The organism is Burkholderia sp. PvR073 (genome assembly GCF_054055695.1).
The window spans coordinates 225,977-245,839 of sequence record NZ_JBSRXO010000003.1; the positions used below are offsets into that span (position 1 = coordinate 225,977).

General features: G+C 68.6%; 18 protein-coding genes. 3 read left to right on the plus strand and 15 right to left on the minus strand.

Annotation, left to right across the window (positions count from 1 at the left end):
- Nucleotides 1-140: 140 nt before the first annotated feature.
- The 4 genes from ACVK00_RS12770 to ACVK00_RS12785 are packed head-to-tail and all read right to left on the minus strand — an operon-like array spanning nucleotide 141 to nucleotide 5,898.
- Nucleotides 141-1,346 carry a CaiB/BaiF CoA transferase family protein gene (locus ACVK00_RS12770; protein ID WP_284894417.1) on the minus strand — a complete coding sequence of 402 codons (1,206 nt, stop codon included), beginning with the start codon at nucleotides 1,344-1,346 and terminating at the stop codon, nucleotides 141-143.
- 30 nt (nucleotides 1,347-1,376) lie between these two features.
- Nucleotides 1,377-2,522: an acyl-CoA dehydrogenase family protein gene (locus ACVK00_RS12775; RefSeq protein WP_228905853.1), complete on the minus strand. Its 1,146-nt coding sequence runs from the start codon at nucleotides 2,520-2,522 to the stop codon at nucleotides 1,377-1,379.
- 14 nt (nucleotides 2,523-2,536) lie between these two features.
- The gene (locus ACVK00_RS12780) at nucleotides 2,537-3,733 is read right to left on the minus strand and encodes an acyl-CoA dehydrogenase family protein (RefSeq protein ID WP_284894414.1); all 1,197 of its coding nucleotides are present in this window, start codon (nucleotides 3,731-3,733) and stop codon (nucleotides 2,537-2,539) included.
- A 29-nt stretch (nucleotides 3,734-3,762) separates the two neighbouring features.
- Nucleotides 3,763-5,898 (minus strand): 3-hydroxyacyl-CoA dehydrogenase NAD-binding domain-containing protein, encoded by a 2,136-nt coding sequence (locus ACVK00_RS12785; protein ID WP_284894413.1) that lies wholly within the window; start codon nucleotides 5,896-5,898, stop codon nucleotides 3,763-3,765.
- Nucleotides 5,899-6,126: 228 nt separating this feature from the next.
- On the opposite strand from ACVK00_RS12785, the gene ACVK00_RS12790 reads away from it, so the two are divergent.
- Nucleotides 6,127-7,089, plus strand: coding sequence for a LysR family transcriptional regulator (locus ACVK00_RS12790; RefSeq protein WP_284894411.1), 963 nt, complete (start codon nucleotides 6,127-6,129; stop codon nucleotides 7,087-7,089).
- A gap of 70 nt (nucleotides 7,090-7,159) precedes the next feature.
- Nucleotides 7,160-9,034: a gamma-glutamyltransferase gene (gene ggt / locus ACVK00_RS12795; protein WP_284894409.1), complete on the plus strand. Its 1,875-nt coding sequence runs from the start codon at nucleotides 7,160-7,162 to the stop codon at nucleotides 9,032-9,034.
- A gap of 43 nt (nucleotides 9,035-9,077) precedes the next feature.
- Here the strand turns inward: ggt and ACVK00_RS12800 are convergent, their stop codons facing one another.
- The 6 genes from ACVK00_RS12800 to ACVK00_RS12825 all read right to left on the minus strand — a co-directional run bounded on the left by ACVK00_RS12800 (nucleotide 9,078) and on the right by ACVK00_RS12825 (nucleotide 14,311).
- A complete protein-coding gene (locus ACVK00_RS12800) occupies nucleotides 9,078-10,043 on the minus strand; it encodes an ABC transporter permease subunit (RefSeq protein WP_284894761.1) in 966 nt (321 codons plus the stop codon).
- The gene (locus ACVK00_RS12805; protein WP_456826952.1) at nucleotides 10,043-10,840 is read right to left on the minus strand and encodes a taurine ABC transporter ATP-binding protein; all 798 of its coding nucleotides are present in this window, start codon (nucleotides 10,838-10,840) and stop codon (nucleotides 10,043-10,045) included. Before ACVK00_RS12805 ends, ACVK00_RS12800 begins: the two co-directional genes overlap by 1 nt.
- Before the next feature lie 48 nt (nucleotides 10,841-10,888).
- Nucleotides 10,889-11,905 (minus strand): taurine ABC transporter substrate-binding protein, encoded by a 1,017-nt coding sequence (gene tauA / locus ACVK00_RS12810; protein ID WP_284894407.1) that lies wholly within the window; start codon nucleotides 11,903-11,905, stop codon nucleotides 10,889-10,891.
- Nucleotides 11,906-12,161: 256 nt separating this feature from the next.
- On the minus strand, nucleotides 12,162-13,154 hold the full coding sequence (gene lipA / locus ACVK00_RS12815; protein WP_284894406.1) for a lipoyl synthase: 993 nt from the start codon (nucleotides 13,152-13,154) through the stop codon (nucleotides 12,162-12,164).
- A complete protein-coding gene (gene lipB, locus ACVK00_RS12820) occupies nucleotides 13,147-13,902 on the minus strand; it encodes a lipoyl(octanoyl) transferase LipB (protein WP_284894404.1) in 756 nt (251 codons plus the stop codon). The genes lipA and lipB overlap by 8 nt, the downstream gene beginning before the upstream one ends.
- 82 nt (nucleotides 13,903-13,984) lie before the next feature.
- Nucleotides 13,985-14,311, minus strand: coding sequence for a DUF2917 domain-containing protein (locus tag ACVK00_RS12825; protein WP_228905868.1), 327 nt, complete (start codon nucleotides 14,309-14,311; stop codon nucleotides 13,985-13,987).
- A gap of 102 nt (nucleotides 14,312-14,413) precedes the next feature.
- On the opposite strand from ACVK00_RS12825, the gene ACVK00_RS12830 reads away from it, so the two are divergent.
- Nucleotides 14,414-15,385, plus strand: a complete 972-nt coding sequence (locus ACVK00_RS12830; protein ID WP_284894402.1) for a transcriptional regulator GcvA — start codon at nucleotides 14,414-14,416, stop codon at nucleotides 15,383-15,385.
- Between the two features lie 284 nt (nucleotides 15,386-15,669).
- Here ACVK00_RS12830 and ACVK00_RS12835 read toward each other — a convergent pair whose 3' ends face one another.
- From ACVK00_RS12835 to ACVK00_RS12855, 5 genes are all read right to left on the minus strand, one after another.
- Nucleotides 15,670-15,978 carry an HP0495 family protein gene (locus tag ACVK00_RS12835; protein ID WP_006760320.1) on the minus strand — a complete coding sequence of 103 codons (309 nt, stop codon included), beginning with the start codon at nucleotides 15,976-15,978 and terminating at the stop codon, nucleotides 15,670-15,672.
- Complete coding sequence (locus ACVK00_RS12840) at nucleotides 15,978-16,904, minus strand: D-amino acid aminotransferase (protein ID WP_284894399.1); 927 nt, start codon at nucleotides 16,902-16,904, stop codon at nucleotides 15,978-15,980. The genes ACVK00_RS12835 and ACVK00_RS12840 overlap by 1 nt, the downstream gene beginning before the upstream one ends.
- A gap of 48 nt (nucleotides 16,905-16,952) precedes the next feature.
- Nucleotides 16,953-18,263 (minus strand): D-alanyl-D-alanine carboxypeptidase family protein, encoded by a 1,311-nt coding sequence (locus ACVK00_RS12845; protein ID WP_228905871.1) that lies wholly within the window; start codon nucleotides 18,261-18,263, stop codon nucleotides 16,953-16,955.
- 512 nt (nucleotides 18,264-18,775) lie between these two features.
- Nucleotides 18,776-19,420, minus strand: coding sequence for an alpha/beta hydrolase (locus ACVK00_RS12850; RefSeq protein ID WP_284894396.1), 645 nt, complete (start codon nucleotides 19,418-19,420; stop codon nucleotides 18,776-18,778).
- 13 nt (nucleotides 19,421-19,433) lie between these two features.
- Nucleotides 19,434-19,751, minus strand: coding sequence for a (2Fe-2S) ferredoxin domain-containing protein (locus ACVK00_RS12855; protein ID WP_006755914.1), 318 nt, complete (start codon nucleotides 19,749-19,751; stop codon nucleotides 19,434-19,436).
- Between the last annotated feature and the right edge of the window lie 112 nt (nucleotides 19,752-19,863).

The following is a 19,863-nucleotide window of genomic DNA, read 5'->3' on the forward strand; positions in this document are numbered from 1 at the left end:
CATGCTTCGCGGTCGACTGGTGTTGGCCCTTTGGCGCCTCCTCCAGTCCCCGCAGGGCAACCGCCTCGTCATTGCGAGGGGCGTCTGCTGGATGGCCGGCGCGTCGACTGCTCCGCCCGCGCCGCGGCGGCAAAAGCGATCTACACGACGCGCTCGGCGCGCAGCCGCGCCAGCTCGTCCCCCGACAGCCCGAGCCAGCCGCCGAGCACGTCGTCCGTATCGGCGCCGAGCACCGGCGGCGCACCGCGCACCGGCAGACGCGCACCGTCGAAGCGGTACGGCGGCGCGAGCACGTCGACGTCGCCCGCGACCGGATGCGGCTGCCGCGTGACGAGCCCCGCGCGGGTCGCGCGCTCCGACGTCAGCGCGTCGTGCAGCCCGAGCACTTCGCCGCACGGAATGCCCGCGCCGGAAAGCGCCGCGAGCAGCGTCGCGCGCGGCCGGCGCGCGAGTTCGCGGCGGATCTCCGGCAGCAGCTCGGCGCGATTCCCGGAGCGGCCCAGGTTGGTCTTGTAGCGTTCGTCCGCGGCGAGGTCGGGCCGCTCGATCGCGTCGCAGAAACGCGCGAACTGCGTGTTGTTGCCGACCGTGATCACGACCGGGCCGTCGGCCGCATCGAACACGCCGTACGGCACGATCGACGGATGCGCGTTACCGTAGCGCGGCGGATCCTCGCCCATCAGCAGCGCGTCGAGCCCGTAGTACGCGGTGATCATCAGCCCGCAGTCGAACAGCGCCATCTCGATGCGCCGTCCGCGCCCCGTCGCATGGCGCTCGTACAGCGCGGCAAGGACCGCCTGCGCCGAATACATGCCGGTGAACAGGTCGACCGCCGCGACGCCGAACTTCAGCGGCGGCTGGTCGGCCTCGCCGTTCAGCGCCATCAGCCCCGCCTCGCCCTGCACGACGAGGTCATAGCCGGGCCGCGCGGCCTCCGGGCCCGAACGGTCGTAGCCCGAGATCGCGCAATGCACGAGCCGCGGATTCAGATCGGCCAGCGCGTCGTAGCCGAGCCCGAGCTTTTCCGCGCCACCGGCCTTGAAGTTGTGGATCAGCACATCGGCCTGCGCGGCGAGCTCGCGCGCGATGCGCTGCCCGGTTTCCGTCTGCAGGTCGACGCAGATCGACCGCTTGCTGCGGTTCACGCTGTTGAAGTAGGTCGTCTCGGTGTCGCCGATCCGCAGCCCCCAGTCGCGCGTGTCGTCGCCGCGCGCCGGATGCTCGATCTTGATCACGTCCGCGCCGAAATCGGCGAGCACCATCGCGCTCCACGGGCCCGCGAGCACGCGCGAGAAATCGAGCACCTTCACGCCGGCCAGCGGCAATGCGCGCGGGTCGTTCGTCATCGTTGTCTCCTCCATTCGCGTCGTTCGTCTTTACTGTTTCGACAGCGCGATATAGCGCGCGAGATGATGATCCTCGTCGCCGAGCTGGTGATCGATCATCACCAGCCGCTTCGCGTAGTGCGACAGCGGCAGCTCCCACGTCATCCCGATCCCGCCGTGCAGCTGGATGCTTTCCTCGGCGACCAGTGTGCCGATCCGGCCGATGCTGTACTTGGCCGCCGCGAGCGCGCGCTCGCGCACCGCACGCGGCGCGTCGAGCTGCGCGGCCGCGTTGATCACCGCCGAGCGCGCCTGCTCGACTTCGAGCAGCAGGTCGGCCATCCGGTGCTGCAGCGCCTGGAAGCTGCCGATCGGCATCCCGAACTGCTTGCGCGTGCGCAGGTAGTCGAGCGTGTACGCCTTCGCGATGTCCATCGCGCCGAGCGCTTCGGCCGACAGCGCGAGCAGCCCGTAGCCGAGCACGCGCTCGAGCAGCGCGGCGCCCGCTTCGCCGTCGTGCGCATTCGGTGCGCCGAGCGCGGCATCGGCCGGCAGCGCGACGCGCTCGAAACGCACTTCGGCCGCGCGGCCGCCATCGATCTTCCGGTAGTCGCGCAGCGACACGCCCGGCGCGTCGGCCGGCACGACGAACAGGCCGATGCCGGCCGCGTCGTCGTCATGACCGGACACGCGCGCGCTGACGACGAAGAACGCCGCCTGCGCGGCCTGGTCGACGACGCCCTTCGCGCCCGTCAGCACCCAGCCGTCGCCGGCACGCTCGGCGCGCGTGCGCACCGTCGTCAGTTCGTAGTGCGAGCCCGGCTCGTCGTGCGCGAACGCGGCGCTCGCGCTGCCGTCAATCAGCGCGGCAAGCCGCTCGCGATGCGCGGCGCCGCCGGCGAGCGACAGCGCGCGGCCGGCGAGCAGCGCGCCGAGGAACGGCTCGACGACGAGCCCGCGCCCGAGGCATTCGAACACCACGGCGATGTCGAAGCCCGCGCCGCCGAAGCCGCCGTCGGCCTCGACAAACAGCGCGCCCACCGCGCCCAGTTCGGCGAAGCGCTGCCACATCGTGCGATCGAACCCGTCGGCCGACTGCGCGATGCGATCGCGCACCGGGAACGCATACTGTTCGGCGATGAAGCGGTTCAACGTGTCCGCCAGCATCCGGCGGTCTTCTGTGTGCTGGAAATCCATCGTCGCGTCCCTCGTTACAGCCCGAGCATCATCTTCGCGATGATGTTCTTCTGGATCTCGTTCGAGCCGCCGAAGATCGACAGCTTGCGATTGTTGAAGTACTGCTGCGCGGCGCTCGCGGCCTCCTCCGGGCCGACCGGCTCGCCGTCGTGATCGCCGTCGAGCGCGTCTTCGACGAACGGCTGCGCGTACGGCCCCATCGCGCGGCGCATCAGCGCGGTGATCTCCTGGCGGATCTGCGTGCCGCGGATCTTCAGCATCGAGCTCTCGGCCCCCGGCACGCCGCCGCCCGCGACCGCGGCCAGCACGCGCAGGTTGGTCGTGCGCATGTTCTCGAGTTCGATCTCGACGCGCGCGACGCGCGCCGCGAAGAACGGATCGTCCGCGAGCGGCCGGCCGTTCTTCGTGACCTTCGCGGCGACCGCGCGCAGCCGCTCGAGCGCGGCCGTCGAGAAGCCGATGCCGGCTATGTTGGTGCGCTCGTACGTAAGCAGGTATTTCGCGCAGGTCCAGCCGCGGTTCTCCTCGCCGACCAGGTTCTCGACGGGCACGCGCACGTCGGTGAAGAACACTTCGTTCACCTCGTGCTCGCCGTCGAACGTGATGATCGGACGCACTTCGACACCCGGCGTGTTCATGTCGATCAGCAGGAAGCTGATGCCCTCCTGCTTGCGCACGTCGGTCGCGGTGCGCACGAGACAGAAGATCATGTTCGCGTAGTGACCGAGCGTGGTCCACGTCTTCTGGCCGTTGACGACGTAGTGATCGCCGTGGCGTACCGCGCTCGTCTTCACCGACGCGAGATCGGAACCGGCGCCCGGCTCCGAATAGCCCTGGCACCACCAGTCGGTGCCGTCGAGAATGCGCGGCAGCCAGTGGCGCTGCTGCGCTTCGCTGCCGTACTTGATCAGCACGGGCCCGAGCATGTTGACGCCGAACGGGACGATGCGCGGCGCGCCCGCGAGCGCGCATTCGTTGTCGAACAGGAACTTCTGCGCGACGCTCCAGCCGGGGCCGCCGTACTCGCGCGGCCAGTGGCTCGCGAGCCAGCCGCGGGCGTTCAGGATCGCGTGCCATTCGCGCATGTCGTCGCGCGTCAGATGCAGGCCGCCCTTCACCTTGCGCGCGGTGCGCGCCGGCAGTTCGGCGGCGAGGAAGCGCTGCACGTCGGCGCGGAACGCTTCCTCTTCGGGAGTGAAATTGAGGTCCATCGTGAGTCCGTTGCGAATGCGGTGGGCGTTCAGTCGATGTGGTTCAGGCTCGCGAAATCCGCGCCGCGCTCGACCAGCTCGACGATCAGCGGCGAAGGCTTCCAGAACAGCGGATCCTCCTTCGCGAACGCGCGAATGTCGGCGAGCACGTTCGCCAGGCCGACCGTGTCCGCGTAGTGCATCGGGCCGCCGCGATAACGCGGGAAGCCGTAGCCGTGCAGGAACACCGCGTCGACATCGAGCGGGCGCAGCGCGATCTTCTCGTGCACGACGTTCGCGCCTTCGTTGATCATCGCGGCGAGGTAGCGGCGCAGGATCTCGTCGTCGCTGAACGCGCGCGGCGTGATGCCCTTCTTCGCGCGCTCGTCGGCGACGATGGCCTCGACTTCCGGGTCCGGCGTGCCGACGCGCGCGCCGTCCGGATACAGGTAGTAGCCGCGCGCGGTCTTCTGCCCGAACCAGCCGCGCTCGCACAGCCGGTCGGAAATTTCCACGTAGCGCGCGCGCGGGTCGCGCGTCGCCGCGCGGCGCTTGCGGGTCGCCCAGCCGATGTCGCCGCCCGCGAGGTCGACGACCTGGAACGGTCCCATCGGGAAGCCGAATTCGCGCACCGCACGATCGATCTGGTACGGCGACGCGCCGTCCTCCATCAGGTAGTCGGCCGCGGTGCGGTAGACCGCGAGGATCCGGTTGCCGATGAAACCGTCGCACACGCCCGCGCGCACCGGCGTCTTCTTCAGCTGCTTCGCGAGCGCGAACGCCGTCGCGACGACCTCCGCGCTCACGCGTGCCGGCACGACGATCTCGAGCAGCTTCATCACGTTGGCCGGCGAGAAGAAATGCAGGCCGATCACGTCGGCCGGCCGGTCGATGCTGGCCGCCAGTTCGTCGATGTCGAGATACGACGTGTTGGTCGCGAGCACCGCGCCCGGCTTGCACACGCGCGCGAGTTCGGCGAATACCGCCTTCTTCACGGCCATGTCCTCGAACACGGCCTCGATCACGACGTCGGCCTGCGCGAGCGCGTCGTACGACGTGCTGCCCTTGAAGCGCGCGAGCCGCGCCGCATGCGCGGCCGGCGTCATCCGGCCCTTCGCGACGAGACCGTCGTAGACCTTCTCGACGTGCGCGCGGCCGCGTGCGAGCGCCGCTTCGTCGCGTTCGATCATCGTCACGGGTAGCCCGGCATCGAGCGCCGCGACCGCGATCCCCGCGCCCATCGTGCCACCGCCGACCACGCCGATCCGCTCGACCGGACGCGCGCTCGCGCGGCGCGCCTCGGGCGCCTTCGCCGCCTCGCGCTCCGCGAAGAACGCGTGCACGAGGCCCGCGCGCTGCGGGCTGTCGATGCACTGCAGGAACAGGCTGCGTTCGAGCTTGATCCCCGCGTCGAACGACTGCGTGAGCGCGGCCTCGACCGCGTCGACGATCTTCGCCGGCGAGAACAGGCCACGCGACTTCTTCGGCAAGTCGGCGCGCGCCGCGTCGATCGCGGCCTGCGCGCTCGCGCGATCGGCGAGCCCCCGCGCATCGCGCGTGCGCCGTGCCGGCGCGCCGAGCGACACGAGTTCCTGCGCATAGGCCAGGCCTTCGGCAAGCGTGTCGTCGCTGTGCGCGAGGCGGTCGACGAGGCCGAGCGCGAGCGCTTCGTCGGCGCTCGCGTGACGCCCCGTCAGCATCAGGTCGAGCGCGGCCTTCGCGCCGATCAGGCGCGGCGCGCGCTGCGTGCCGCCCGCGCCGGGCAGCAGGCCGAGCGTGACTTCGGGCAGCCCCAGTTTCGCGCCGGGCACCGCGAGCCGGTAATGCGCGGCGAGCGCGACCTCGAGGCCGCCGCCGAGCGTCGCGCCGTGCAGCGCGACCACGACCGGCTTCGCGCTCGACTCGATCCGCTCGCACACGTCGGGCAGCGACGGCGGCACCGGCGGCTTGCCGAATTCGCGGATGTCGGCGCCCGCGATGAAGTTGCGGCCGGCGCCGACGATCAGCACCGCGCGGATCGCGTCGTCGGTCTGCGCGGCGTCGAGCGCGTCGGCCAGGCCGCGCCGCACGTCGGCGGACAACGCGTTGACGGGCGGATGGTCGATCGTGACGACGAGCACCTTGTCGCGCCGTTCGCGCGTGACGGTGCCGGCGCGGGAGGGTTCGGGGGAAGCGGTTGAATTCATCGTGTCTCCAGTGCGGTGCGCCGGGCGGCAGCCGCGGGACGGGCCGGCGGCGCCGGCTCCGCGCTCCCGCGCGGCGGGAAACGATCCGGCGTGGTTGCCGGGCATGACTCGATTCTCGATTGATCGAGATTCATTGACAATTCCCGCATGCCTTTACAAGCTGTCAAGTCTGACTTGACATTGAATGCTTTCGAACCGTTAAACGGGACGGATCAGGAGACACCGGACATGGACCTGAACGCGCTGACGCTGCTCGTCGAGATCCTCGACGCGGGCAATCTGAGCAAGGCCGCGCAGCGGCTCAAGGTGAGTCGCGCGAACGTCAGCTACCGGCTGAACCAGCTCGAACGCTCGATCGGCCAGCAGCTCGTGCGCCGCACGACGCGCCGCATCGAGCCGACCGAGATCGGGCTGAAGCTGTACGAGCACGGCCGGCGCATCCGCAACGAACTGCTGGCCGCGCAGGAGTCGGTGACGACGCTCGGCCAGGACCTGCAGGGCCGCGTGCGGCTGTCGGTGCCGAGCGGCTACGGGCAGATGGTGATGTCCGACTGGCTGCTCGCGTTCAAGCGGCTGCATCCGGGCATCGTGCTCGACGTGGTGTTCGAGAATCGCGTGGAAGACCTGATGCGCGACGAGATCGACATCGCGGTGCGCGTGATGCCGGAGCCGCCGCAGAACCTCGTCGCGCGCGACATGGGGGCGGTGCGCTACGTTGCGTGCGCGTCGGCCGCGTTCGCGGCCACGCACGGGATGCCGGCGAGCCTCGGCGCGCTGGCCGCCGCGCCGGTCGTCACCGCGACGGTGATGGGGCGGCAGTTGCGGATCGCCGCGTATCTCGGCGACGAGCGCCACGAGGTGCTGCTCGAGCCGACGCTGATTTCGGAGAACTTCCTGTTCCTGCGCCAGGCGATCCTCGCCGGGATCGGCGTCGGCATCGTGCCCGACTACGTGGTGCAGGACGACATGCGGCGCGGCACGGTCGTCACGTCGCTCGACGCGTATCGGCTCAGTATTTTCGGCACGCACATGTACATGCTGTACATGCCGAACCGGCACCACACGCGTGCGACCGCAACGTTCATAGAGTTCATCCTCGAACAGGCCGGAAAGACCGGCCGGGGCGGGCCGGGCGCGATGCGTCAGGGTTTCCTGTCGGATGACAATCCGCCGCCCGCACGGCGACAATAGCGCGCCGCCCGTGCGGAGCGCGTGCCGCGCACACGCCGCCTCCTTCGAATTCACTGTTGCCGAGGGTTCAATGTTCGATCGGATTCGTCCGCATTCGCGTCCCTGGACGCTCGCCGCCGCACTCGCGCTCGTCGCCTTCGGTGCCGGCTGCACGTCCCCGTCCGCGCCGTCGGGCGGCGTCGTCCCGGTCGCCGCCGCGTCGGGCGCCGCCGTGCCGCTGCCCGGCGTTCACTCCCCCGAACTGTCGTCGGGCTGGACCGACAAGCCGGGCTGGACCTCGCAGCACTTCATGATCGCGGCCGCGAACCCGCTCGCGACGCAGGCCGGCTACGACATGCTGAAGGCCGGCGGCACCGCGATCGACGCGGCCATCGCGACGCAGATGGTGCTCGCGCTCGTCGAGCCGCAATCGTCGGGGCTCGGCGGCGGCGCGTTCATGCTGTATTTCGACGGCAAGTCGACGCAGGCGTACGACGGCCGCGAGACCGCGCCGGCCGCCGCGACCGACCGCCTGTTCTACGGCCCGACCGGCCAGCCGATGCGCTTCTACGAAGGTGTCGTCGGCGGGCGTTCGGTCGGCACGCCGGGCGTGCTGCGGATGCTCGACGCCGCGCATCGCGCGCACGGCAAGCTGCCGTGGCGCCGGCTGTTCCAGCCCGCGATCCGGCTCGCCGAGCACGGCTTCACGATCAGCCCGCGGCTGGCGATGCTGATCGCGAACGACAAGTACCTGATGAACGACCCGGCCGCGCGCGCGTACTTCTACAACAACGACGGCACGCCGAAGGCGGCCGGCACCGTGCTGAAGAACCCCGCGCTCGCGACCGTGCTGCGCCAGGTCGCCGACCGCGGCGCGAACGCGTTCTACTCCGGCGCGATCGCGCGCGACATCGTCGCGAAGGTGCGCAAGCACCCGACCAATCCGGGTCTGCTGTCGCCGCAGGATCTCGCGCGCTACAAGGCGAAAGTGCGTGCGCCGCTGTGTACCGACTACCGGCGCTCGGTGGTGTGCGGGATGCCGCCGCCGTCGTCGGGCGGCCTCGCGATCGCGCAGATGCTCGGCATCCTCGAGGCGATGCCCGACTGGCAGCAGATCGGCGCGCAGAAGCCGGTGCGCAACGAGGTCGGCTACGAGCCGACGCCGTTCGCCACGCATCTGTTCAGCGAGGCCGGGCGCCTCGCGTTCGCGGACCGCGCGCGCTACGTCGCCGACCCCGATTTCGCGCCGCTGCCGGGCGGCAGCTGGGCGAGCCTCACCGACAAGACCTATCTCGCGCAGCGCGCGCGCCTGATCGGCGACAACAGCATGGGCGTCGCGCAGGCGGGCACGCCGCAGGGCGCGACGCTCGCGCTGGCCGACGACCGCAGCCCCGAATTGCCGTCGACCTCCGACATCGCGATCGTCGACCGCTACGGTCAGGCGCTGTCGATGACGACCAGCGTCGAGGACGCGTTCGGTTCGCGGCTGATGGTGCGCGGTTTCATGCTGAACAACCAGCTCACCGATTTCTCGTTCGTGTCGAACGAGAACGGCCGGCCGGTCGCGAACCGCGTGCAACCCGGCAAGCGGCCGCGCTCGGCGATGTCGCCGGAGCTCGTGTTCGACCAGAAGACGAAGCAGGTGACGATGATCGTTGGTTCGGCCGGCGGCCCCGCGATCATCAACCACGTCGCGAAAACGCTGATCGGCGTGCTCGACTGGGGGATGACGATGCAGCAGGCGATCGCGCTGCCGAACGTCGGGTCCACGAACGGGCCGACGCAGCTCGAGCGCGGTCGCGTGTCGGACGCGCTCGTCGACGGGCTGAAGGGACGCGGGCACGACGTGCAGGTCGTCGAGTTGAACTCGGGACTGCAGGGGATCCAGCGGCTGAACGTGCAGGGGCAGACGGTGTGGTTCGGCGGCGCGGATCCGCGGCGCGAAGGGAATGCGATGGGGGATTGAGGCTGGCCGGTAGCGGCGGCGCGCATGCGCCGCCTGCTTCGCGTCACCCCCGCCCCTTCCACGGCACCACCCGCCGCTCGACCCACCTCATCGCGAGATCGAACAGCCACGCGATCGCGCCGATGATCAGGATGCCCATCACGACGATATCGGTGCGCAGGAAGCTCGATGCATTGAGCACCATCTGCCCGAGCCCGGCCGTCGCGGCGACCATCTCGGCCGCGACGAGCGTCGTCCAGCCGAACCCGATCGCGATCCGCAGCCCGGTGAGGATTTCCGGCAGCGCGGCCGGCAGCACGACGTGGCGCACGATCTGCGCGAAGCTGCCGCCGAGCGAATACGCGGCATTGATCTGCTCGACCGTCGCCGCGCGCACGCCCGCGCGTGCGGCCATCGCGATCGGCGCGAAGCACGCGAGGAAGATCACGACCAGCTTCGCCGTCTCGTCGATGCCGAACCAGATGACGACGAGCGGCAGGTACGCGAGCGGCGGCAGCGGCCGGTAGAACTCCAGCAGCGGATCGAGCACGCCGCGCGCGATGCGGCTCACGCCCATCAGGATGCCGGCCGGCACGCCGATCGCGGCCGCGAGCACGAACGCGCCGAACACGCGCGCGGCACTCCACAACAGATGCTCCGACAACGGCAGGCCGCCCTGGATGCGGCCGTGCCACGCGTCGACGAACGCCGCCCACACTGCTTCCGGCGCAGGCAGGAACAGCGGCGGCAACCACTGCCGATGCGTCGCGACCCACCACAGCACGGCCAGCGCCGCGACCGTTGCCGCGCTCAAGGCCGCCGTCCTGCCCTGCCCCGGCAACCGGTAGCGATGCGATGCGCGCGCGGGACGCGCCGCGTGGTCACGCTGCGTCGCGCGCTGATCCAGCCCGAACTCCGCGGCCGCTCGATCGGCCGCCCGCGAATCCTGCGTGCTCATGTCGTCCTGCCTGTGCAATGGTCTGATCCGGCCGCGCCCGACGGACGCGCCCTGTCGCGCGAACTCATGCATCACGCGCTCTCCGCGACCGCCTCGTCGCGATGCAGGTACGCGATCAGCCGCTCGCGCCATTCGATGAAATCCGGCGACGACTTCACCGCGCGCGCATCGCGCGATTCGACGTAGCGCCGTGCGAACGGCAGCTCGAAGGTTTCCGCGATGCGACCGGGGCCGGGCGTCATCACGACGAGGCGCGTCGCGAGGAACAGCGCCTCCTCGACATCGTGCGTGATGAAGAACACCGTCTTGCCGGTACGCGCCCACACGTCGAGCACGAGCGCCTGCATCGTGCCGCGCGTCATCGCGTCGAGCGCGCCCATCGGTTCGTCCATCAGCAGCACGCGCGGATCGCTTGCGAGCGCACGCGCGATGCCGACCCGCTGCTGCATCCCGCCCGACAGTTCGTACACGCGCGCATGCGCATGGCGCTCGAGGCCGACGATCGCGAGCATCTCGTGCGAGCGCGCTTCGCGTTCGGCCTTCGACACGCGTGCGAAACGCAGCCCGAGCGCGACGTTCGCGAGCACGTCGAGCCACGGCAGCAACGCATATTTCTGGAACACGACGCCGCGATCGGCGCCGGGGCCCGTGACCGGCACACCATCGACGCGCACGTCGCCCGTCGTCGGCGCGACGAAGCCGGCCATGCAGTTCAGCAACGTCGTCTTCCCGCACCCCGACGCGCCGAGCGCGACGACGAATTCACCGGAGTCGATGCGCAGGTCGACGCGCGCGAGTGCCTGCGTCGTCGGCCGACCGCGTTCGCCCGGATAAGAGACCGAGACCTGACGGACTTCCAGCGTGCTCATGATCGAGGGCTCCGCGATGAGTGGCCTGGGATGTCTGAACTACCGCGCTCAGCGCGCGGCCTTCTGCACGAATTGCGGATCGACGCCGACCGAGTAGTCGGCGAGCACCGCCTGGATCGTGCCCTGCGATTTCAGGAACGCCGCGGTGGCCGCGAGCGACTTCGCGGCGCCCGACTGCGCACCGCCGCCGAGCCACGTCGGCGACGCCTGCTCGGCCGGCGTCGGGAACGCGTAGAGCGCGAGGCTTGCCGGCACGTCCTGCGCGTTCGCGCCCGACACCTTCGCGACCGCCGCGACCTGCGGCGAGCCGGCCTGCCACGCGGCGGTGTGCGCACGGTAATCGGCGTCGGCCGCCGCGAGCACCTTCACGAAGCGCGCGACGAACTCGGGATTCTCGCGCGCGAACTTGCGGCTCACGACGAAGCCGTCGAAGGTCGCCTTGCCGCTTTCCTTCGCGACCCGGCCCGACGTCGTCAGCACCGTGCCCGACTGCTTGACCTTCGCGAGCACCGGATCCCAGATGTAGGTCGCGTCGATATCACCGCGCGTCCAGGCGGCCGCGACCTCGGGCGGACGCAGGTTGACGATCTTCACATCGTTCGGATTCACGCCGGCGGCCTGCAGCGCGACGAGCGTATGGAAATGCGACGTCGACACGAACGGCACGCCGATCTTCCTGCCCTTCAGCGCGGCAATGCTGGTCACGCCAGAGCCGTTGCGCGCGACGAGCGCCTCGGCGTCGTTGATGTTGTCGAGCACCCAGAACAGCGAGATGTCGAGCCCTTGCGACAGGCCGGCCGCGATCGGGCTGGAGCCGGCCTCGCCGAGCTGCACGGAGCCCGACGCGAGCGCGCGGATCACGTCGGCGCCGCTGTCGAGCTTGCGGAACGTGACCTTGTAGCCGGTCGCCTTCTCCACTTCACCGCTCGCCTGCGCGTAGCGCCACGGCACGACCATGTCCTGGTACGCGATCACGACTTCGCGCGATTCGGCGTGCGCCGCGCCGAGCGCGGCAAAGGCGGTCAGCGCGACGGCCGCGCGGCGGATGAAGCGGAAACGGTGCATGCGGCTCTCCTTCGAATGCGGGCATTGCTGCGGGAGAGCCGACTATAGGAGCTTTGCGCGCGGCGGGAGCGAACTTATCCTGCGAAGCTATCGATGCCGTTTCGGCTTTGCTTTCCACGCTGAACCAGATCGCGCATCCAGTCGGGTGACGATTGTCGTGCGCATGCGCGGGCGACGGCCGCGCCAACAAAAAAGCCCGCATCGCTGCGGGCTTTTCTTCGACTGCGTGACTGCTGCAGAGAGTCGGATGCGGCGCTCAGACCACCCCTGCCCCATGCGCCTGCAGATCGGCGTGATAGCTCGAACGCACCATCGCGCCAACCGCCGCGTGCGTGAAGCCCATCTTGTACGCCTCTTCCTCGTACATCTTGAACGTATCCGGATGCACGTACGCACGCACCGGCAGGTGGTGCTCCGACGGCTGCAGGTACTGGCCGACCGTCAGCATGTCGACGTCGTGCGCGCGCAGGTCGCGCATCACCTGCAGGATTTCCTCTTCCGTCTCGCCGAGGCCGACCATCAGGCCCGACTTCGTCGCGACGTCCGGATGCAGCGCCTTGAAGTCCTTCAAGAGCTTCAGCGAGTGCGCATAGTCCGAACCCGGGCGCGCTTCCTTGTACAGGCGCGGCACCGTTTCGAGGTTGTGGTTCATCACATCGGGCGGCGCCGCGTTCAGGATCGAGATCGCGCGGTCGAGACGGCCGCGGAAGTCCGGCGTCAGGATCTCGATGCGCGTTTCCGGCGACTGCTCGCGCACTTCGCGGATGCACTCGACGAAGTGGGCCGCGCCGCCGTCGCGCAGGTCGTCGCGGTCGACGCTCGTGATCACCACGTACTTGAGCTTCAGCGCGGCGATCGTGCGTGCGAGGTTCTTCGGTTCATCCGCGTCGAGCGGATCGGGGCGGCCGTGACCGACGTCGCAGAACGGGCAGCGGCGCGTGCACTTGTCGCCCATGATCATGAACGTCGCGGTGCCCTTGCCGAAGCATTCGCCGATGTTCGGGCAGCTCGCTTCCTCGCACACCGTATGCAGGTTGTGCTCGCGCAGGATCGTCTTGATCTCGTTGAAGCGCGAACTGCCGGTGGCCGCCTTCACGCGGATCCACTCCGGCTTCTTCAGCTTCTCGATCGGAATGACCTTGATCGGGATGCGCGCCGTCTTCGCCTGCGCCTTCTGCTTGGCGGTCGGATCGTAGGCTGCGGTCGCGGCCGAATCGGCCGGTGCGGGGGAAGCGGTAACGTCAGTCATTCGAATGTTCCAGTGCCTGCGGCTTGTCGGCGGCCGCGGATTCGCCATCGAGGTTGGCAATCAGACGCCCCACCAGCGTGTGGGCGACGTCGTTCCAGTCGGCGGCAACCTCGAGGCTCGCCATGTCGACGGTTTCCAGTCCGGCATAGCCGCACGGGTTGATCGCAAGGAACGGGCGCAGATCCATCTTCACGTTCAGACTCAGCCCGTGATAGCTGCAGCCGTTGCGGATCTTCAGCCCAAGGGCCGCGATCTTCGCGCCTTCGTGCACGCCGGATGCCACGTAGATGCCCGGCGCGCCCGCCTTGCGGACCGAAGCGAGATTATACGCCGCGAGGGTTTCGATCACGGCCTCCTCGATCTTCGTCACGAGCGTGCGCACCATCAGCTTGCGCCGGCGCAGGTCGAGCAGCAGGTAGACGACGATCTGGCCGGGGCCGTGGTAGGTGATTTGTCCGCCGCGATCGACCTTGACGAGCGGCACGCCGCTGTCGGCCACCAGCAGATGGGCCGGGTCGCCGGCCTGGCCGAGCGTGTAGACGGGCGGATGCTCGACGACCCAGATTTCGTCGCCGGTGTCGGCCGTGCGCGTGTCGGTGAACGCGCGCATCGCGTCGAAGCTCGTCTGGTACGCCTCGCTGCCCCGCCAGCGCACGGTGACCGGTACGACGGGCTGAACCGGGGACCCGGCGGGCGATTCGGAAACGGCGACGGGCGTGGACACAATGGGAACCGGCGAGACGGACATGGGCGGTAGTTTACCGAAAACCCATGGGTCTCGCCGGCGTTGGAAAGGGGCGGATCCCGAGTATCCGTCGGAGGAAAGTCCGTCAGACGGTGCGCCAGCCGTCGTGGAGCAGCGCATTCACGCGGCTGCGCAGCCGCGCCAGCACGCCGCGCGCGACTTCCGCGGCCGGCCGCGACACCGAGAACGCGACGTGCGCGCCCTGTCCGCTTTCCGCGCTGAGCCACAGCCGCTCGCCGCGGCGCAACCGCAGCGTCTCGCCGTCGACCAGGAAGTAGTCTTCGACGTCGTTGCTGCGCGTCGCCCAGACCGGCCCGCATTGCACCGTCAGACGCGTGCTGCGTTGCACCTTCATCGGCACGGTCTCGCCCGCGGGGATTTCGAATGTGATGCTTGAAGAAATTTCTTGCATGATCGACTCCGCCAATAAATGCTTCGATGGCTACAATCGTAGTCACTTAAAGGCGCCCGACCAAACGACCAATTTTCACGTCGATGTGAGGAAAATTAGCAAATGGACCTCCGCCAACTCCCTGCGCTGAACGCCATTCGGGCGTTCGAAGCCGCCGCCCGTCACGAGAATTTCTCGCGCGCCGCCGACGAACTCTTCGTCACGCACGGCGCGGTCAGCCATCAGGTGCGCGCGCTCGAGGAGGAGCTGGGCGTGCAATTGTTCGCGCGCAACGGCAAGCGGCTGTGCCTGACCGGCGCCGGCATGCGCTACGCGCAGCAGGTGCGGACCGCGCTGATGATGCTGGCCGACGCGACGCGCGAGGTGCGGGCAAGCGACCGCGACCGGCGGCTGGTGGTGTCGATGCTGTCGTCGTTCGCCGCGCGCTTCGTCACGCCGCGCATCGGCACGTTCATCGAGCGGCATCCGGAAATCGACGTCGAACTGCAGTCGACCAACAATCTGACCGATTTCGCGCGCGACGACGTCGACCTCGCGATCCGCTTCGGCTTCGGCAACTATCCGGGGTTGCACGTCGAGCCGCTGTTCGACGAAGTGTTCTTTCCGGCGTGCGCGCCGACGTTGAACGGCGGCAAGCTGCCGCAGACGCCCGCCGATCTCGTGCACTACAACCTGCTGCGCTCGGACGACGAGCTGTGGCGGCCGTGGTTCGACGCGGCGGGACTCGACACGCTGACCGAGCCGAAACGCGGGATTCTGTACCAGGATTCGTCAAACCTGCTGCTGGCCGCGATCGAGGGGCAAGGCATCGCGCTGGTGCGGCGCTCGCTGGCGGTGCACGACCTGCTCGACGGGCGCCTCGTGCGCCTGTTCGACATCGACGGGGCGAGCCCGTGGCACTATTTTTTCGTGTGTCCGCCGCCGCTGCTGAACGCGCCGCGCGTGCAGGCATTCAGGGCGTGGATGCTCGAGGAAGTCGCGCAATTCAAGCTGCTGTGCGACGAGTTGGATGCGCGGCGCGCGGCGGGGAAGCCCCCCGCCGAGTGCGCGCAGGAAGGCGGATGGAAGAGCTAGGGCCTGTTCCCGCTAATAACGGGCTTGCGAACGCGCCTTGCCGGCTGCAGTGCAAGAAGCAAGGAGCGCCGTTTGGCCGAGCCAAACAAGCGACGCGCGACGCCGCAATGCGGCCGGCAAGGCGCGTTCCCCTGTTTGGAAAAATCATTCGTGGGGCTGGCCCCCAGAAGGGCCGATCGCTGCGTCATGCTCCTTGCGAATACGTCGAGTATTCGCTTCGTCGCACTTCTTGCGCTCGGCCCTTCTGGGGGCCAGCGCAAGCCCGTTATTAGCGGGAACAGGCCCTACAGCACGACCTTGACCATGGGATGGCCGGTCAGTGCGCGATAGATGTTATCGAGTTGTTCCTGGCTCGTCGCGCGAACGGTGATCGTGAGGCCGGTGTAGTTACCGCCGCTCGACACACGCTCCTCGATCTTCTCGACGTCGATCTCGTTGTCGTGGACGGCCACGACCTTGAAGATCGTGTCCTTGAATTCCGGGTGCGCCTTGCCCATGATCTTGATCGGGAAATCGCACGGAAACTCCAGCAGCGACTCCTTCCGGGTATCGATCGCGCCGGTGACCTCGATGGTTTTGGTCGGTTCGCTCATCATTTCCTCCGGGTTAGGTCAAACTGTTCAAACTCGCGCGCTTTCGCACGCTGGTACGCGTCGTACAACGCCGCGAACACGGGGCCCGGCTTGCCGCCCTGCACGGGCAGTTCGTCGAGCGACGTGACAGGCAGGATTTCCTTCGTGGCGGACGTGATCATGATCTCGTCCGCCGAGCGCAGCTCGACCTCGCTGATCTCGCGCGCGACGAACGGAATCCCGCATTGATCGGCCAGCTCCTCGACGAGCGCGTAGCGGATCCCCTCGAGGATCTTGTTGCTGCGCGGCGGCGCCATCAGCTCGCCGTTCTTCACGATCCACACGTTCGACGACGACCCTTCGGTCACCTTGTCGTCACGCAGCTGGATCGTCTCGAACGCATCGCGTTCGGCCGCATGCTGCGCCATCAGCACGTTGCCCAGCAGCGAAATCGACTTGATGTCGCAATGCAGCCAGCGGCGATCCTCGGCCGTCACGCAGCGCACGCCGCGCGCGCGCTCCTCGTCCGACGGCAGGCGCAGCGGGCTCGTCATCGCGAACACCGTCGGCACCGCATCCGCCGGGAACGCGTGGCCGCGCTTCGCGACGCCGCGCGTCACCTGCAGGTAGACGAGCGCGTTGCCGTCGCCGAGGCCTTCCGCATTCGCGGCGACCACGCGCTCGATCAGCGCGCGCCAGCCGGCCGCGTCGTGCGGGTTGTCGATGCCGATCTTCTTCAGGCTGCGCGCGAGCCGGTCCAGATGCTGTTCGATCCGGAACGGCACGAGCGCGCCGTCGTGCGCATAAACGGGGACAACTTCATACACACCATCGCCGAAGATGAACCCGCGGTCGAGCACCGGCACACGGGCTTGCGACAGCGGCACCAATTCCTCCTGCGACGACACGCTGAGGTAGACGATCGGTTCGAATTCGGCTTGGCTCATAGCTGTACCAGATGGGGATGAAGTCGTGAAAACAAAGGCCCGTCGCGCTTACTTCTTCTTGCTGAACATCAGCAGGATCGAGTCCCAGATACGCCCGAAGATACCCGCTTCCGGCACCGCCTGCAGCGCCACGACCGGGAACTCCGACAGCGTCTTGCCGTCGGCGACGAGCTTCACCGTACCGACCTGCTGGCCTTCCGCGAGCGGCGCGATCAGCGGCGCATTGACGTCGACTTCCGGCTTCACCTTGTCGCCCAGGCCGCGCGGCACGGTCACCCACTGGTCGCTCTTCACGCCGACCTGCACGGTGTTCTCCTTGCCCTTGTAGATACGCGGCGTCGACATCGCCTGGCCACCCTTGAACAGGCGCACCGCGTCGAACGCGCTATAGCCGTAGTTCAGCATCTTCATGCTGTCCTGCGTGCGCTCGCCTTCCTTCGGCTCGCCCATCATCACCGACACGAGACGGCGCTGGCCGTCGACACCCGGGATCGCGCGCTTGGCCGATGCGATCAGGCAGTAGCCGGCCGCTTGCGTATGGCCCGTCTTCAGGCCGTCGACCGTCGGATCCAGCCACAGCAGCCGGTTGCGGTTGCCCTGGCGGATGTTGTTGTACTTGAATTCCTTCTCCGAGAAGATGCCGTAGTACTGCGGAAAATCGCGGATCAGGTGCGCGGACAGCTTCGCGAGGTCGCCGGCCGTCGTGTAGTGGTTCGGATCGGGCATGCCGTTCACGTCGGCGAAGTGCGTGCCCTTCATGCCGAGGCGCTGCGCCTCGGCGTTCATCAGCGTGACGAACTGACCTTCGCTGCCGCCGACCAGTTCGGCCAGCGCGATCGCGGCGTCGTTGCCCGACTGGATGATCATCCCGTACACGAGGTCATGCACCGACACCGGCTTGTTCGCCTCGATGAACATGCGCGACTCGTCGAGGCCGACGCGGCGCACCGCCTCGCTCGGCGTGACGATCTGCTCCATCGAGATCTTCTTCTTGTCGAGCGCCTCGAACACCAGGTAGGCCGTCATCAGCTTCGTGAGCGATGCGGGCTCGACGCGTTCGTCGGCGTTGCCCGATGCGAGCACCGTGTTGCTCGTCGCATCGACGAGCACCCACGAGCGCGCGTTCACGCCCGGCGGCGGCACCGCGCCCGGCATGAAGGTCGCGGGCGCGCCGGTGAACTGCTCGGCGGCCGGCGCCGCGTGCGCGGCCTTGGCCTTGGCGGCCGGCTTGGCCTCGGCGACGACGATCGTCGATGCGAGCGCAACGGGCAGCATCACGCCCAGCGCGACGTTGCGCGCGGCGGTGCCGAAGGCGATGGAAGAAGCGAGGGACTTGAGGCCTTGGGGAGACAGACGCATGATCGATTCAGGCTGGTGGCAGAAAGTGCGGCGCGAAACGCGCAGGGTTGAACGGCAAGGCGGCGGGCGTTCCGGGCATTCGTCCGACTGCGTCGGACGGCGCGAAACGCGCCGGTTGGACTCATGCGGACGCGTTCGGTTCGCGGCCGTCGCGAGCGGGCTGACAGGCGGCGAAACGAGCGCCGCATGGGCCCGGCCGGGCCGCGGGCGACGCGAAATGCGGCCATTATACGTGGCCGCGAACGACGTTTTCGCGAACCGTGCGGGTGGCCGCACACGGGCTTCGGGAGGATGGCGTGGCTTCGCTGCGGACAATCGCGCTCGAAGCCGCGCGAAACGCGTGCGCGGGCGCGGTGCAAGATGAGGTCGCCGCGCGGCGGCGGGCATGTGCGACCGGGTTCGACACGGTGCGACGAGATGCCGCGCGAGCGGCGGCATCGTAGTGGCGCGGCAGCGACGATGCGCGCCGCGCTACACGCGTCAACGCTTCAACGCTTCAATGCTTCAATGCTTCAACGCCACGCGTCGACGATGATGCGCTTCAGCACGTGCAGCTTGCGATGGAAGAAATGCTCGGCGCCGGGGATCACGACGACCGGCAGCTCCTGCGGCCGCGCCCAGTCGTAGACCGATCCGATCGGCACCGTGTCGTCGGTTTCGCCGTGGATCACGAGCGTGTTCTCGGGCACGTCGGCGACCTGCCAGCGGCTCGCGGCCGTGCCGACGAACACCATCCGCTCGATCGTCTCGCCCGCGTCGCGCAGCCGCTTCGCGACATGCGACAGCACGAAGGTGCCGAACGAGAAGCCCGCGAGCACGAGCGGCAGCTCCGCATGGGCCGGCTGCGCGCGCATGTGCGCGAGCACCGCGAGCAGGTCGTCGGCCTCGCCGATGCCGTTGTCGTGCACGCCCTCGGTTGCGCCGACGCCGCGGAAGTTGGACCGGTACACCACGTAGTTGAGCTGGACCAGCGTGCGCGCGAGCGTTTGCGCGACCTTGTTGTCCATCGTGCCGCCGAACAGCGGATGCGGATGCGCGACGAGCGCGATCCCGCGCGGCGAGGCGCTGCCTTCGCGCACGGCGTCCGGCAGGTCGACCGCGATTTCGATCTGCCCGGCGGGGCCGGCGATCAGCGACTTCTGCGTATGAACGTTCATTCGGCCGGCCCGTTCAGATCTTCAGGCGGTCGACGACCTTGCCGTCGCGCAGGTGCGATTCGACGATCTCGTCGATGTCGGCCTGGTCGACATACGTGTACCACGTGCCTTCCGGATACACGACCATCACGGGCCCTTCCTCGCAGCGGTCGAGGCAGCCGGCCTTGTTGATGCGAACCTTGCCCGGCCCCGCGAGGCCGAGTTCCTTCACGCGCTTTTTCGCGTATTCCTGCATGGCCTGCGCATTGCATTGCGCGCAGCTCGGACGCTCGGCGCCCGGTTCGCGCTGATTCAGGCAGAAGAAGACGTGGTGCTGGTAGTAGGAATCCATGATGGTGACGAGCGGCCCGGCGCGGTGCCGGGCGGAAAGAGGGGCGATTGCCGTTGCGCGCGGCAACGGATGTGCGGACGATTATAACGACCGGCGCGCGCCGCTGCCGGCG

What these genes read in the sequence shown, in the direction of transcription:
- ACVK00_RS12805 (WP_456826952.1), bottom strand. Translation starts at nt 10,840, where the DNA reads ATGAGCACGCTGGAAGTCCGTCAGGTCTCGGTCTCTTATCCGGGCGAA.
- ACVK00_RS12800 (WP_284894761.1), bottom strand. Translation starts at nt 10,043, where the DNA reads ATGCATGAGTTCGCGCGACAGGGCGCGTCCGTCGGGCGCGGCCGGATC.
- ACVK00_RS12840 (WP_284894399.1), bottom strand. Translation starts at nt 16,904, where the DNA reads ATGAGCCAAGCCGAATTCGAACCGATCGTCTACCTCAGCGTGTCGTCG.
- ACVK00_RS12770 (WP_284894417.1), bottom strand. Translation starts at nt 1,346, where the DNA reads ATGACGAACGACCCGCGCGCATTGCCGCTGGCCGGCGTGAAGGTGCTC.
- ACVK00_RS12835 (WP_006760320.1), bottom strand. Translation starts at nt 15,978, where the DNA reads ATGAGCGAACCGACCAAAACCATCGAGGTCACCGGCGCGATCGATACC.
- ACVK00_RS12845 (WP_228905871.1), bottom strand. Translation starts at nt 18,263, where the DNA reads ATGCGTCTGTCTCCCCAAGGCCTCAAGTCCCTCGCTTCTTCCATCGCC.
- ACVK00_RS12855 (WP_006755914.1), bottom strand. Translation starts at nt 19,751, where the DNA reads ATGGATTCCTACTACCAGCACCACGTCTTCTTCTGCCTGAATCAGCGC.
- ACVK00_RS12785 (WP_284894413.1), bottom strand. Translation starts at nt 5,898, where the DNA reads ATGAATTCAACCGCTTCCCCCGAACCCTCCCGCGCCGGCACCGTCACG.
- lipB (WP_284894404.1), bottom strand. Translation starts at nt 13,902, where the DNA reads ATGTCCGTCTCGCCGGTTCCCATTGTGTCCACGCCCGTCGCCGTTTCC.
- ACVK00_RS12830 (WP_284894402.1), top strand. Translation starts at nt 14,414, where the DNA reads ATGGACCTCCGCCAACTCCCTGCGCTGAACGCCATTCGGGCGTTCGAA.
- ACVK00_RS12780 (WP_284894414.1), bottom strand. Translation starts at nt 3,733, where the DNA reads ATGGACCTCAATTTCACTCCCGAAGAGGAAGCGTTCCGCGCCGACGTG.
- ggt (WP_284894409.1), top strand. Translation starts at nt 7,160, where the DNA reads ATGTTCGATCGGATTCGTCCGCATTCGCGTCCCTGGACGCTCGCCGCC.
- lipA (WP_284894406.1), bottom strand. Translation starts at nt 13,154, where the DNA reads ATGACTGACGTTACCGCTTCCCCCGCACCGGCCGATTCGGCCGCGACC.
- ACVK00_RS12825 (WP_228905868.1), bottom strand. Translation starts at nt 14,311, where the DNA reads ATGCAAGAAATTTCTTCAAGCATCACATTCGAAATCCCCGCGGGCGAG.
- tauA (WP_284894407.1), bottom strand. Translation starts at nt 11,905, where the DNA reads ATGCACCGTTTCCGCTTCATCCGCCGCGCGGCCGTCGCGCTGACCGCC.
- ACVK00_RS12775 (WP_228905853.1), bottom strand. Translation starts at nt 2,522, where the DNA reads ATGGATTTCCAGCACACAGAAGACCGCCGGATGCTGGCGGACACGTTG.
- ACVK00_RS12790 (WP_284894411.1), top strand. Translation starts at nt 6,127, where the DNA reads ATGGACCTGAACGCGCTGACGCTGCTCGTCGAGATCCTCGACGCGGGC.
- ACVK00_RS12850 (WP_284894396.1), bottom strand. Translation starts at nt 19,420, where the DNA reads ATGAACGTTCATACGCAGAAGTCGCTGATCGCCGGCCCCGCCGGGCAG.